The 13,841-nt window shown below is 68.5% G+C and carries 13 protein-coding genes and 1 pseudogene; 10 read left to right on the forward strand and 4 right to left on the reverse strand.

Annotation, left to right across the window (positions count from 1 at the left end):
* Both WBA11_RS05515 and asd read right to left on the reverse strand, forming a co-directional pair.
* A pseudogene (locus tag WBA11_RS05515) lies at window positions 1-246 on the reverse strand (hypothetical protein); the annotation flags it as partial.
* Window positions 243-1,310, reverse strand: coding sequence for an aspartate-semialdehyde dehydrogenase (gene asd, locus WBA11_RS05520; RefSeq protein WP_424519714.1), 1,068 nt, complete (start codon window positions 1,308-1,310; stop codon window positions 243-245). The gene asd and the pseudogene WBA11_RS05515, both read right to left, overlap by 4 nt.
* 164 nt (window positions 1,311-1,474) lie before the next feature.
* On the opposite strand from asd, the gene folD reads away from it, so the two are divergent.
* The 10 genes from folD (at window position 1,475) to WBA11_RS05570 (ending at window position 12,635) form a co-directional block, all read left to right on the forward strand.
* Window positions 1,475-2,347: a bifunctional methylenetetrahydrofolate dehydrogenase/methenyltetrahydrofolate cyclohydrolase FolD gene (gene folD, locus WBA11_RS05525; protein WP_424519715.1), complete on the forward strand. Its 873-nt coding sequence runs from the start codon at window positions 1,475-1,477 to the stop codon at window positions 2,345-2,347.
* Window positions 2,348-2,349: 2 nt separating this feature from the next.
* On the forward strand, window positions 2,350-3,498 hold the full coding sequence (locus WBA11_RS05530; RefSeq protein ID WP_424519716.1) for a mechanosensitive ion channel family protein: 1,149 nt from the start codon (window positions 2,350-2,352) through the stop codon (window positions 3,496-3,498).
* Window positions 3,499-3,639: 141 nt separating this feature from the next.
* Window positions 3,640-4,398 carry a DUF481 domain-containing protein gene (locus WBA11_RS05535; protein WP_424519717.1) on the forward strand — a complete coding sequence of 253 codons (759 nt, stop codon included), beginning with the start codon at window positions 3,640-3,642 and terminating at the stop codon, window positions 4,396-4,398.
* 120 nt (window positions 4,399-4,518) lie between these two features.
* Complete coding sequence (locus tag WBA11_RS05540; RefSeq protein ID WP_424519718.1) at window positions 4,519-5,418, forward strand: SDR family oxidoreductase; 900 nt, start codon at window positions 4,519-4,521, stop codon at window positions 5,416-5,418.
* Window positions 5,419-5,496: 78 nt separating this feature from the next.
* Window positions 5,497-7,050 carry a GMC oxidoreductase gene (locus tag WBA11_RS05545; protein WP_424519719.1) on the forward strand — a complete coding sequence of 518 codons (1,554 nt, stop codon included), beginning with the start codon at window positions 5,497-5,499 and terminating at the stop codon, window positions 7,048-7,050.
* A 72-nt stretch (window positions 7,051-7,122) separates the two neighbouring features.
* The gene (zwf, locus tag WBA11_RS05550; RefSeq protein ID WP_424519720.1) at window positions 7,123-8,586 is read left to right on the forward strand and encodes a glucose-6-phosphate dehydrogenase; all 1,464 of its coding nucleotides are present in this window, start codon (window positions 7,123-7,125) and stop codon (window positions 8,584-8,586) included.
* A gap of 83 nt (window positions 8,587-8,669) precedes the next feature.
* Window positions 8,670-9,398, forward strand: coding sequence for a 6-phosphogluconolactonase (gene pgl, locus WBA11_RS05555; RefSeq protein ID WP_424519721.1), 729 nt, complete (start codon window positions 8,670-8,672; stop codon window positions 9,396-9,398).
* 54 nt (window positions 9,399-9,452) lie between these two features.
* Window positions 9,453-10,730 (forward strand): DUF2851 family protein, encoded by a 1,278-nt coding sequence (locus tag WBA11_RS05560; protein ID WP_424519722.1) that lies wholly within the window; start codon window positions 9,453-9,455, stop codon window positions 10,728-10,730.
* A 78-nt stretch (window positions 10,731-10,808) separates the two neighbouring features.
* Window positions 10,809-11,831, forward strand: coding sequence for a polyprenyl synthetase family protein (locus WBA11_RS05565; RefSeq protein WP_424519723.1), 1,023 nt, complete (start codon window positions 10,809-10,811; stop codon window positions 11,829-11,831).
* A 63-nt stretch (window positions 11,832-11,894) separates the two neighbouring features.
* Window positions 11,895-12,635 carry an MBL fold metallo-hydrolase gene (locus tag WBA11_RS05570; RefSeq protein ID WP_424519724.1) on the forward strand — a complete coding sequence of 247 codons (741 nt, stop codon included), beginning with the start codon at window positions 11,895-11,897 and terminating at the stop codon, window positions 12,633-12,635.
* 5 nt (window positions 12,636-12,640) lie between these two features.
* On the opposite strand, the gene WBA11_RS05575 is transcribed toward WBA11_RS05570, so the two are convergent.
* Window positions 12,641-13,204 (reverse strand): SPOR domain-containing protein, encoded by a 564-nt coding sequence (locus WBA11_RS05575; RefSeq protein WP_424519725.1) that lies wholly within the window; start codon window positions 13,202-13,204, stop codon window positions 12,641-12,643.
* Window positions 13,205-13,208: 4 nt separating this feature from the next.
* Window positions 13,209-13,841 (reverse strand): deoxyribose-phosphate aldolase (gene deoC / locus WBA11_RS05580; RefSeq protein WP_424519726.1); only part of this gene is annotated, 633 nt, incomplete at its 5' end.

A 13,841-nucleotide genomic window follows, 5' to 3' on the forward strand; every position in this document is an offset into this window, starting at 1 on the left:
GTACATCGGCGCGGGCTCGGAGAGATGGGCCGTCACGAGCCCGACCCCAACGCCTCCCTCGAGGGCGAGCCAGATGCGGCTCGCGGGGCTGCGCGTCCAGTCGCGGAAGCTGGTCGTCCACCTCGAGGCCGCGTCGTCCGACATCCGGTAGCGGGCGTCTAGCGCCTCGTGCTCCCGGTGGAGCGCTTGCCACAGCGGGAGTGCGATCGGAAGGTCTGACGAGCGCGCGAGGCGGACCGAGATCATGCCTCGACGCGCTCCTGGACCCGGCCCTGGGCGTGAAGCAGCTGGGCGTTCAGGATCGCGCAGCCCGCGGCCCCCCGGACCGTGTTGTGACTTAGGACGACGAACTTGACGCCGCGCCCGTCGCTCGCCATCGCTGGACACGCCTGGACGCGCCCGACCGTCGCCGTCATGCCGTCGCCGGCGTTGACATGGGTGCGGGGCTGCGGCGCCGCCGGGTCGTCGGTGACGACGAGGGGGGCCGGCAGGTCCGTGGTGAACGTCAGGTCCTCGAGGGGACTCCGCCACGAGCGCATCGCCTCGGCCGCCTGCTCCGGGGTTGTCGGCGTCTTGAGCCGGACCGAGACGGCCTCGAAGTGTCCGTCCACGACCGGCACGCGGTTGCACTGCGCCGAGACCACCAGGTCGGCGTCGCGGACGCCGTCGTCCTCGAGGACGCCAAGGATCTTGAGCGTCTCGGTCGCCATCTTGTCCTCTTCCCCGCCGATGTGCGGGACGACGTTGCCCAAGGCGTCGAGCGACGCGACGCCCGGGTAGCCGGCCCCGCTCAGCGCCTGCATCGTGACGACGTGGACGGCCTCGACGCCGAACGCGTCGTGCAACGGCCGCAGCGCCATCACCAGCCCGATGGTCGAGCAGTTGGGGTTGGTCACGATAAACCCGTCCGAGCCCCAGTCCTGGCGGTCGATCAGCGCCACGTGGTCCGGGTTGATTTCGGGGACCAAGAGCGGGACCGTCGGGTCCATGCGCCAGTTGCGGGCGTTCGACACGACCGCGTAGCCACGGCGCGCCCAGTCCGCCTCGACGTCGCCGGCGACGCTCGCATCGAGCCCGGAAAACACGACCTCGCAGTCCGGCGACGCGTGGACGTCTTGGACGACGAGGTCCCCGATGATCGGGTCGAGCGTTTCGGCCTGGAGCCAGCGCGCGGCCTCGCGGTACGGCTTCCCCGCCGAGCGCTCCGACGCGACGACGGACACGACCTCGAACAACGGGTGGCGGCTCAGGAGCCGGACGAACGTCTGACCGACGGCGCCGGTAGCACCCAGGATGGCAGCTCGAATCATAGGATCAGCGGGTGGGGCGGGAAAGATGATCTCTGACGACGCGAGACGCCGCGACCTCGAGGTCGGCTCCCGCCTCTTCGCTTGTTCTCCTCCCGTCCACGTCCAACGGCCGAAGAGCGTCCTCGAGGACGCCGGTAGCTTCCGGCGTACCACTGCCTCGGAACATGGCCCAGTTGATCGACGGGAAAGCCATCGCCGCCGCCGTTCGCGCGGACGTCGCGGGCGGTGCCGCCGCCTTCCTCGAGGACGCCGGCCGCAAGCCCGGACTGCGCGTCGTGCTGATCGGCGAGCACCCGGCCAGCCAGTCCTACGTCCGAGCCAAGGCCCGAGCAGCAGGAGAAGCCGGCATCGAGGCCGAGACGCTGCGCCGTCCGGCCGATCTGTCGCAGGACGATCTCCTGACGCTCATCGCAGACCTCAACGCCGACCCCGCCGTCGACGGCATCCTGGTCCAGCTTCCTCTCCCGGACCAGATCGACGAGACGGCCGTGATCCGGGCCATCGACCCGGCGAAGGACGTCGACGGGTTCCACCCCGAGAACGTCGGCAAGCTCGTTCTGGGCGAGGAGACACTCGAGCCGTGCACGCCGGCCGGGATCGTCGAGATGCTGCGGCGGAGCGGCGTTGAGACGAGCGGCGCTCACACGGTCGTGGTCGGTCGGAGCAACATCGTCGGCAAGCCGATGGCGAGCCTGATGCTGCGCCGCGGGATCGACTCGACGGTCACGGTCTGCCACAGCCGCACGCGCGACCTGCCGTCGATCACGCGCCAGGCCGACATCTTGGTCGCCGCCATCGGCCGCCCGGAGTTCGTCACCGCCGACATGGTCAAGTCCGGTGCGACCGTGATCGACGTCGGGATCAACCGCGTCGAGGACGAGACGCGCGAGCGCGGCTACCGGCTGGTCGGCGACGTCGCGTTCGACGCCGTCCTCGAGGTCGCAGGCGCGATCACGCCTGTCCCCGGAGGCGTCGGACCGATGACGATCGCGATGTTGCTTCAGAACACCCTCCAAGCCGCTCGGCGCCGAGGCTAACCGTGCAGCTCGACCTCGACTCTTTCACCCTCGATTCGCTCCGCCTGGACTCGCTGCGCGTCGATTCGCTGCGTGCGGACTCGCTGCGTGCGGACTCGGCCTCGATAGCGGCGGACTCGTCCGTGGTCGACGCGACGAGGGGGGCCGGCGCGCTCGCCACCGAGGCGGAGCGAGCCGCCGACGCCGTGACGGAAGGCCAGTTCAGCGAGGCGGGCGGGATCATCGCTGACGCGTTGGGAGAGTTCGTCTTGACCAGCCTACTCCCGGCGCTCGTCGTGGCCTCGATCTTCTGGGTCATACTGCGCGTCACTCAGAGGGTCCTACGCGGAGCACTGGGCCGTTCCAGTCGGATCGACGCCGGCGTCCAGCAGCTTCTGCTGCGGCTAGCGAGAGTCGTCGTAATCGCTTTCGCGACGGTCACGGTCGTCGACCAGCTTGGGATCAACATCACTGCGTTTGTTGCTGGCCTCGGCATTGCTGGCATCGCCATCGGATTCGCGGCGCAGGACACGGTTCAAAACCTGATCGCGGGCGTCACCATCCTGCTCGACCGACCATTCCAGGTCGGCGACAACATCGAACTGCACGACACCTTCGGGACCGTCGAGGAGATCACGCTCCGCACGACGCGTGTCCGCACGCTCGACAACCAGATGGCGATCCTGCCCAACGCGAGCGTCATCTCGAACAAGATCATGAACCACTCGATGCTGCGGGCGCTCCGCATCATCGTCCCGTTCGGGATCGCCTACAAGGAGAGCCCCGAGGCCGCACGCCAGGCGGTCTTGTCTCTGACGCAGGGCGACGGCCGCCTCCACCCCGACTACGACTCCCAAGCCGTCGTGACCGGCCTGGGAGACTCGTCGGTCGACATGGAGTTGCGGCTCCACCTCAGGGACCCCAAGCTCGAGGTCCCGATCAAGCTCGAGTACCAGGAGAAGGTGTTCGAGGCCCTGCGCCAAGCCGACATCGAGATCCCGTTTCCCCACCTCCAGCTGTTCATCGACGAGGCGAGAGCGTTCCAGAACTCGAGGCTTTTGGGGCCGGGTTCAGAGCCTACCCCTCAAGACCAACCCCTACCCGGCAGCGCTCCGCCTCCGCCCTCGAGGACGAGCAGCGACCTCGAGGACGAACGCTCGTCCGAGAGGTAAGAGCGGAGGGCCGGCGTCGCTGCCACTTCGACGGATGGCCTGGCAAGGCCCCCTTAGCGAGCCCGATCGGGTCCGTAATTGGTTGACCTCTTGCGGTTTAAGAGCCTCACCCGGACCTTGCTGGCGGTCTTACTCCGTCCCATGCGTGCCGTAGTTCTCGTCTTTCTGGTCGCCGGCCTCACCGTCCAGGCCGAGTCACAGGTCAATACGGAGCGGATGCGCCGGTCCCTCGAGGGCGACGGCCAAGCCCTAAGCCTCGACGCCTCGGCCTCGTTCGCGTCGGGAAACGCGGACTACGTCCTTCTGGGGCTGGGCGGGCGCCTCGACGTGCAACGTGGTCCCCACCTCGGATTCGTCGTTGGCCGGGCGGACCTGTCGCAGACGGGCGGGGCGTCATTTCTGGACCGCCAGTTCGCACACGCCCGCTACAACCTCGACCTTACACCGTGGCTGGTGGCAGAGGCGTTCACCCAGGTCGAGCGGAACAGCCAGCAGCGGCTTCAACGCCGCACTCTGGTCGGCGCCGGCCTACGCGCCGAGGTCATCGAGTCCGACTCGATCGGCTTGGCGTCTGGCCTTACGCCCATGCTCGAGGTCGAAGATCTCGATCAAGCGCTCGCCAGCGAGCCCGCCCGGGTCCGCCTTAGCACCTACGTCGCAGGGCGTCTCGTGCTCTCGCCGACCACATCGCTCACGGCCACGACCTATGTCCAGCCCCGAGCCGACGCCTTCGGCGACGTCCGCGTGCTGGGTCAGGCGACCCTCTCGGTCGGGATCACGCGCTACGTCCAACTCCGCGTTCGCGCCAACCTCCGCCACGACAGCCGGCCTCCCGCCGACGTCGAGCGGACCGACATCGCCCTCGAGAACGGACTGGTCCTGACCGTCCAGCCCCCATGACCGGTCCGCCCTCGAGGGCGGCCATGCGACCAAGGAATCGCCTGATCTAACACGAGTAAGGACATCGCTGAGGAGCAGCGTCGGTACCGTGACGTTAACCGACGACCACTACTTCAGACTATGTCAGACCTTCGGGGGCGCACGGCGCTCATCACCGGCGCCTCGACCGGCATCGGACGCTCGATCGCGACCGAGTTCGCCGCACGCGGCGCCAACGTGGCCATCAACTACCCGTTCGAGCGCGAGCTCAAGAACGCCAAACAGACCCGCCGTCTCGCTCGGGCTGCCGCCGCTCGGTTCGCCGAGTCCAGGCACCACCAAAGCCGGGAGGACGGCGCAGCCAACGACGCGGTCGCGACGGCTCCCACCGGCCGCTCGCTCCTGGTCCAGGCCGACATCACCCGCGAGGACCAGATCGAGGCCATGTTCGAGACGGTCACGGACGACCTCGGCCCGATCGACATCCTGGTCAACAACGCCGGGATCCAGATCGAGGAGCCGGCCAGCCACGAGACGACGGCCGCCCACTTCGACGCCGTCCTCGACGTCAACCTGAGGGGCGCGTTCCTGTGCTCTCGCGAGGCTATCCGCGGCTTCCTCGACGTCGACCTCGAGGAGGACGACGCCAAGGGGCAGCGCACGCGCGGCGTGATCTTGAATGTCTCGAGCGTCCACCAAAAGATCCCGCGTCCTCAGTACCTCTCTTACGCCGTCTCCAAGTTCGGGCTCAAAGGCATGACGCAGACGCTCGCCCTCGAGTACGCCGACCGCGGCATCCGCGTCAACAGCATCGCGCCGGGCGCTACGCTGACGCCGATCCAGAGCTGGATCGGGGACGAGGAGGCCACCGAAATCGTGCGGAGCCACATCCCGATGGGTCGGATCGCCGAGCCCGAGGAGATGGCCCGCATCGCGGCCTTCCTCGTGTCGGACGACGCCAGCTACGTGACGGGCCAGACGGTCTACGCAGACGGCGGCCTCACCCTCTTCGCCGATTTCCAGGAGCCCTGGAGCGGCTGAACCAGTAGGCGACGGGGGCACGAGGCAAGGGTCGCGTCCCTGTAAGCCCTCTTGCCCCTTGCTACATCCCCCCGCCCCTTGACGTACGACCTCTGCATTATCGGCGCCGGCGTCGGTGGTGGCGCCCTGGCCCAGGCCCTCGCGCCGACCGGAAAGCGAATCTTGCTGCTGAACCGGCTGGGTTCGCTCCCTCGGGAGTCTCGCAATTGGGACCCGAAGGCCATGTTCACCGAGGACGCCTACAAGTCGGAGGAGCTATGGATTGACGACGCCACCGACCTCCCGTTCCGGCCTGGGATGTACTACTGGCTCGGCGGCAACACCAAGGTCTACGGCTCGGCGCTGCTCCGCCTTCGGCCACAAGACTTCGGGGAGCTCCAGACGATGGACGGCGTGTCCCCCGCGTGGCCGATCTCCTACGACGACCTGGCGCCGTTCTACGACCGCGCCGAGCAGACCTACCACGTCCACGGGCGACGAGGCGCGGACCCGTTCGAGCCTCCGTCCTCGAGGCCGTTCCCTCACCCCGCGATCGAGCACGACCCGCGCATCGCGGACGTCGCCGAGGGCCTCCGGAGTCAGGGCGTCGACGCGTTCGAGCTCCCGATGGGCGTCCAGTTTAGCCGGGAGGACCCGGGCTCGGGGCCGTTCGTGCTGCGCGAGACCTTCGACGCGATGGGCCGCGCCGCATTCGACGGCTACCCCGACCTCCTCCACCTCAAGTGCGACGCCGAGGTCGCGTCCGTGGAGCCGGCCGTCGCGCACTCGAACGTCGACCTGGTCACAGGCGTGGACGTGACGCGGATCGTGACCGACGACTCCGGCAAGCGGATCTCCCACCTCGAGGCCGTCCTCGAGGGCGAGACGGTCACCTTCCACGCCGACGCGTTCGCGCTGTGCGCCGGGGCGGTCAACTCGGCCGCCCTCCTGCTGCGCTCGGCGTCTGAGCACCACCCGGACGGGCTCGCGAATGCGTCGGGACGCGTGGGCCGACACTTGATGCGACATGTGACCTCGAAGTTCTATACCGTTGCGTCGCAGTCGCCCAACCCGACGCGGTTTCAAAAGACGCTGGCCGTCAACGACTTCTACTTCGGCGTCCCCGGCGACCCCGAGTGGGAGTCTGTTCCGCTCGGCCACATCCACCTGATGGGCAAGCACGCCGGCTGGCAGATCTTGCAAGACATCCCCGGTGCATTCACTCCCGAGGAGGCCGACGCGATTGCGGCGAACTCGGTCGACTGGTGGGTGCAGGGTGAGGACCTCCCCCTCGAGGACAATCGCGTCACACTTGGCGACGACGGCAGCATCCGCGTGCGCTACGTCGAGACCAACCGCGCGGCCCAGGAGGAGCTGATGAACCGCCTCGAGGCCGCCCTCCGCCCTCTCGGCTTCGACCGGTTCCTGCGCGTCCCGATGCCCCTCGGCGTGATGAACCACCAGTGCGGGACGTGCCGGATGGGGACGGACCCGTCCTCGAGTGTGGTCGGCGTCGACGGACGAGCGCACGACCTCGAGAACCTGTGGATCGCGGACGCGAGCGTCTTCCCATCGTCGGGTGCCACCAACCCAACGCTGACCATCGCGGCCAACGCGTTCCGCGTCGCGACCCACCTCGAGGACGCGCTGTAGAGCGACCTCGAGGACGAGGCATCGAACCTGGGCGCGCGGCTGGCATTCACCGATCACACCCCCGATGCCTCGATGGATCCGCACGTTTTCGTTCTGTTTGGCGCGACCGGCGACCTCGCTGCCGTCAAGCTGTTTCCCGCCTTGTACCGCGTGACCACGCGCGAGGGCGCGCCCGAACCGACCGTCGTCGGCGTCGGCCGGTCAGACTGGGACGACGCCCGGCTTCAGGACACCGCCGTCGACGCCCTCGTTGCGAAGGACGTGGACGAATCGGACGCCCGCGCGTGGGCGGAGAAGGCCCTGCGGTTCGCTCGCGTCAGCGCGTACGACGAGCTCGGTCCCGTCTTCGAGGTCGTGGAAGCCCTCGAGGACGAGCGCGGCCTCGACGGCAACCGCGTCTATTATCTCGCGCTTCCTCCGTCTGCGTTCGAAGGGACGATCACGGCGTTGGGCGAGCGAGAAAAGCCTCGCGGAACGACGACCGAGGACGTCGACGAGTCGAAGCCCTGGGCGCGTCTCGTCATCGAGAAGCCGTTCGGGCACGACCTCGAGAGCGCCCAGGAGCTCAACGAGATCGTCCACGAGCACTTCCCCGAGCGACTGGTCTACCGGATCGACCACTACCTCGGCAAGGAGACCGTCCAGAACCTGCTGGTCTTCCGCTTCGCGAACGCATTTTTCGAGTCGGCCTGGAGCCGGCGTGACGTCGAGCGTGTCGAGATCACGGTCTCCGAGACGAACGACACCGCCGGGCGCGCGGGCTACTTCGACGGGGTCGGGACGTTGCGGGACATGATCCAGAACCACCTGACGCAGCTGTTCTCGCTGACAGCGATGGAGCCTCCGGCGCGCCTGGACGCGGAGGGCATTCGACGCGAGAAGATCAAGGTGCTCCGCTCCACCCGGACCGTCAAGCCGTCCGAGGTCGTCCTGGGCCAGTACGCGTCGGGACCCGACGACCCGGAGGGCTACCTCGACCACGAGGGCGTCGACGCGTCCTCGAGGACGGAGACGTTCGCGGCCGTCGAGCTCAACGTCGACTCGTGGCGCTGGCAGGGCGTCCCGTTTATCCTGCGCACCGGGAAGCGGATGCCCCAGCGGCTGAGCGAGATCGCCGTCGTCTTCCGGCGTCCGCCCGTCACGCTCTTCCAGAACGAGGGCGACTGCGACCCCGCCCGAAACGTCCTGCGACTCCGACTCCAGCCCGACGAGGGCTTCCGGCTCTCGTTCGACGTCAAGACGCCCGGCTCCGGGTTCGGCGTGACGACTCGCGACCTCGAGTTCCGCTACCAAGACACGTTCGGCGCCTTTCCCGACGCCTACGAGACCCTGCTCCGGGACGTGGCCGAGGGCGACGCGACCTTGTTCGTCCACGGCGAGGAGGCCGAGGAGGCCTGGCGCGTCTACGCGGACGTTCTCGACAACCCCGACCTCGAGGTCCACCCGTACGAATCGAGGACGTGGGGACCGGAAGCCGCTGCGGAGCTGATTCAAGCCGCTCCTATCGAGGAGGTCGGAGACGAGGAGCGCTGCTGAGCCGTCCTCGAGGACGGCGCCCTCCCTCGTCGGAGCCCGACGCGGGTTCCCTCGTTTGACAGCCACGCCCACACGCACACGTCATGCCCGCAGAAATCGTCGTCTTGCCGTCCAAGCAAGCCGTTGCCGAAGCCCTCGCCGACCGGACCGCCGCCGCCCTCCGGGCCGCCCTCGAGGGCGAGCCTCGCGTCACGCTGTGCCTGACCGGCGGCTCGACGCCGGTGCCGGCCTATGAGCGGCTCGCCACGGCCGAGGGCATCGCGTGGGACCGCGTCCACGTCTTTTGGGGCGACGAGCGGTGCGTGCCGCCGGACCACGACGAGAGCAACTACGCGATGGCGCGCCGCACGCTCCTGGAGCCGGCCGGCATCCCGGACTCCAACGTCCACAAGATGCCCGGCGACTGCCCGCCCGACGAAGGGTCGGCCGTCTACGAACAGGCGCTCGAGCAGTTTTTCGGGGACGACCTCCGGTTCCACGTCTTGCACCTCGGGATGGGCGACGACGGACACACGGCGTCCCTCTTTCCGGGGACCGGCGCCCTCGAGGTCGACGACCGGAGAGTGACGACGGGGACCGCACCCCCGTCCGCGGCGATCACGGACCGCCTGACGCTGACCTACCCGACTCTTGCAAAGGCCGACCTGTGTCTCGTCGCGGCCGCAGGATCCGGCAAGAGAGAGGCGTTCTCGTCCGTCCTCGAGGCCTACGACGGTGACGGCGACGGACCACCGGTCGCGCGCGTGGAGGTGGACGGGACGATGGTCTGGCTCGTAGACCGCGAGATGGCCCAGGGCATCGCAGGCGCCTAGCCACGAGTTACGTGCGGGGCAGGTGGGAGTCTATCGGGGCTCTCGCCTGCTCTCATGTCCGTCGTTCACGAGCCGCTGGTCGCCGAGCCCGCCGAGTCGATCGCCCGCGTCCCCGAGGCCGCGATCCAAGACGCCTGGGTTCGAGGGCTCTTCGACCCCACTCGTCTCGTGACGGCCGAGGGCGAGAAGGTCAACGTCGTGACGCGGGGCCGCCTCAACCGCGACTCCGGCCCCGACGTGATCGGCGCCCGCATCGAGGTCGGGGGCGTGCTCTGGGCCGGTGACGTCGAGATCCACCTGGCGAGCTCGGCGTGGGAGACGCACGGCCATCACCTCGACCCAGCGTACGACCGCGTCATCCTGCACGTCGTCCTCTCCCCTGACAAGCGGACGGGGACGCTGCGCCGACCCGACGGCTCGGCCTTGCCGGAGCTGGTGCTCCTCCCCCACCTCGACCGATCGCTCCGGTCCCTCCTCCGTTCGTTCTACCTCGAGCCGAGGTCCGCGCCCAACTGCTCGCACCGCTGGGACGAGATCGACGTCGATAGCTGGGGGAGAGAATGGATCCGGTTCCTCGGCACCGAGCGCTTGCGATCTCGCGCGAAGGGCCTGGCCAGGGACTACACGCGCCGTCCCGACCTCGACCGGCTACTGATCCGACGGATGTTCAGAGCGCTCGGGTACACCGCCAACGCCGACACCTTCGAGGCCTTGGCCGACCGCCTCGACCTGGCAGCTCTTCGGCGCCTCGACTACGACGACGTCCACGCCACCCTCCTCGCGACCTCTGGCTTGGAGCGGCCAGACCTGTTTGACCTCGAGGTCGAGCCGTCTCCGATGCGCGCCGAGGCGTGGAAGCGAGGGGGCCGCCCCGCCAACGCTCCCCGACGCCGACTCGCCCAAGCCGCTGCGTGGCTCTCACCCGCGGGCGTTCTCCGCACCGATGGCATCGCCACTTTGGCGGAGTCCCTGTCCCACAGCATCGAGGACGCGCTCACCGCGCTGCGCCCCGACCTCGAGGACGGCAACGGGCACCGACTCGGGGCGACCCGCGCCACGCGCGTGCTGACCGACGCCGTTCTGCCCGTGCTGATGGTCGACGCCGAGCTTCGCGACGATCACGACCTCGAGGACGCGGTTCTCCGCGCCTACGCCGCCCTCCCCGCTGGGGACGACCATGTGATGCGTCGCTTTGGCGATGCCGGACTCAAGCCACGTACGGCCGTCGAGGCGCAGGGGGCGCACCACTTGGCGCGTTCCTACTGCGATGAGGGCCGATGTGCGAGGTGCGCCATCGGCCGAACGCTGTACCCGGCGCTCGCGGGGGCATGAAAAGGGCGCGGAGGCGGCGGTAGCGCAACCTGGAATCACCGCTGAGGTATGACCTTTCAGTCCCGACTGAAAGTTTTCATGGCCGTCGCCGTCGCTCCTGCTCCCCTCTCCGAGACGGCTCCCGTCGGACTGAAAGAGGTCCAGGCCCCTGTGGCCGACGACCTCGAAGCCTTTCGCCAGCATTTCCGGGAGGCGATGCAGTCCAGAGTCCGGCTGCTGGACACGGTCGTGTCGTACCTGCTCAAGCGCAAGGGCAAGCAGATCCGGCCGACCTTGGTCCTGCTCTCCGCGCAACTCACGGGCGGCATCACCGACCGCAGCTACCGCGCCGCGGCCCTGATCGAGTTGCTCCACACGGCGACCCTCGTCCACGACGACGTCATCGACGAGTCGGACACGCGCCGAGGCGTGGCGTCGATCAACGCGCTGTGGAAGAACAAGGTCGGCGTCTTGCTGGGGGATTACCTCTTGAGCCGGGGCCTGTTGCTCGCCCTCGATGACGGCGACTACGACTTGCTCCACATCACCTCCGACGCCGTTCGCCGGATGTCCGAGGGCGAGTTGTTGCAACTCGAGACGGCGCGCCGCCTGGACATGACGGAGGAGCGCTACTTCCGAATCATCGGCGACAAGACGGGCTCGCTGATCGCGTCCTGCATGGCCGCCGGTGCGGCGAGTGCGGGAGCCGACGACGAGACCGTAGCCCGCGCGAAGGCGATCGGCGAGACCATCGGCCTGGCGTTCCAGATTCGTGACGACCTGTTCGACTACGACGCCGTCGGAGCCGCGAGCGTTGGCAAGCCGGTGGGTCTGGACTTGCAAGATCGAAAAATGACGCTCCCGCTGATCCTCGCCCTCGACCGGGCGTCAGACGCGGACCGGAAACGGATCCGGCGGATCGTCAAAAAGCGAAAGAAGAGCCGTGCTCAGACCGACGAGGTCGTCCGGTTCGTGTCGGAGTCGGGTGGTCTAGCCGCGGCCCGAGCACGCATGGAGGAACTGGCTGCCGACGCCGCCTCAGAGATCCGGTCGTTCCCGGCCTCTCCAGCTCGCGACGCCCTCGTCGGGCTCTGCGCGTTCGTCGTCGCCAGAAAGCGATAAATCCGGTGTTCAACGTGCGCCTCAGGGGCGAAGCCGCTACTATGCGGGCCTCCCTCCAGCGCGATGACCGTCCACCTTCTCGGCACCGGCTCTGCCAACGCCGGCCCCGACCGCACGACGACCATGCTCGCCGTCGAGCACGCCGGCAGGTTCGTGGTCATCGACTGTGGCGGCGACGTCGTGGTGCAGATGCTTCGCGCGGGCTTGGACCCCGTCGGCCTCGACGCCCTCATCCTGACGCACGAGCACCCGGATCACATCTCGGGCTACCCGCTGCTGATCGAGAAGCTGTGGCTGATGGGACGGCGCGACCCCATCGAGGTCTACGGACCAGCCCCGACCCTCGAGACAGCAGAAGCTTTGTTCGGGCTGTTCAACACGCACAACTGGGCCGGCCTGCCCGATCGCGTTCTGCACCCGGTCGCCCTCGAGGACGGCGCGCCCGTGCTCGACCTCGAGGGGCTACGGCTACGGGCGTGGCCCGTCGACCACCCAGTTCCCACGATCGGGCTCCGCATCGAGGCCGAGGGCTCGACGGTGGCCTACTCCTGCGACACGGCCAAGTGCGACACCGTTACGCGGTTCTCACGCGGGGCGGACGTCTTGATCCACGAAGGCACGGGCTCGCTTCCCGGCGTTCACAGCTCCGCCCTCGAGGCCGCCGAGATCGCCCTCGAGGCCGAGGTCGAAGAGTTGGTCTTGGTCCACGCCCCCGTCGATACGGGTGACGACGCCCTCGAGGACGCCCGAGCGGTGTTCGAGGCCGTGCGGTGGGGTGCCGATGGAGAACGGATCGAGGTCTGACGGACCTACTGGATCACCGTCACTAGGTCCGGGACGAGGAACGCCTCGGGGTACCGCTGTCGGACCAGAATCAACGCCTCGTCGGCCTCAGCACGCGTTGCGAAGGCCCCCATACGGACGCGGTAGTACGGCTGCTGGTACCCGACGATGACTTCCATGCTCGAGGGCGCGCCGGGGGACGACTGAGCCCCCTCCCACCAGCCGACCGCCTCGCCGCGAACGCGCTCCGCCGTGTCGCGATTCGAACTTGTGAAGACCTGGACCCTGTAGCCATCGACCTGCCGGGCCTGAGGCTCAGCGGGAGCCGGCGTCCCGGCCTGGTCCGGCACGACCACGCGGCCTTCCATCACACGGGCCGGAACGTCGTGGACGATCTCCGTCGCCACCACGGGGTCCACGTCGTAGCCTGTGGGGTCGAAGGTCTCGTAGGCGGGGTAGCCCGGTCGCTCCTCGACCTCGAGGGGGATCTCGTCGGTCGAGGCCGGCCCACCGGGACCGAACGCGGAACACGCCGAAAGGCTGATGCCTGCGACGACGACGAAGGTGGTGTGAGCGAAAGCGCGCGTCATAGAACTAGTAGGAAGCGTCCGAGGTCATCCCCTTCAAAATAGCGACGCCGGCACTCGCGCCGAGCCGCGTGGCGCCCGCCTCGACCATCGCGTAGGCGTCCTCGGCCGAGCGAACGCCGCCCGACGCCTTGACGCCCATCTGGTCTCCGACCACGCGCCGCATGAGTGCCACGTCTTGGGGTGACGCACCGCCCGACGCGAACCCGGTCGAGGTCTTGACGAAGTCGGCGCCCGCATTCTGGGACAGGACGCTCGCGATCACCTTTTCCTCGTCGGTCAAGAGAGCGGTTTCTAAGATCACCTTGACCGTCCGGCCCTGGGCCGCTTGCACGACCGCTCGGATGTCGTCCTCGACGTCGGCATACCGCTCGCTCTTGAGCAGGCCGATGCCGATGACCATGTCGATCTCGTCGGCGCCGTCGGCGACGGCCCGCTCGGTCTCGGCGGCCTTGACGGAGGTCCGGTTCGCGCCGTGCGGGAATCCGATCACGGTGCACACCATCGAGGTCGCGCCGCCCAGCTCGGCCGCGGCGGTCGGCACCCAGACGGGGCTGACGCACACGCTCGCGAAACAGTACTCGCGCGCCTCGGCGCACAGCTCTCGGATCTGGGCCTCGGTCGTGTCCGGCTTCAACAC

Source organism: Rubrivirga sp., assembly GCF_049648075.1.
In the GTDB taxonomy this organism is placed as follows: domain Bacteria; phylum Bacteroidota; class Rhodothermia; order Rhodothermales; family Rubricoccaceae; genus Rubrivirga.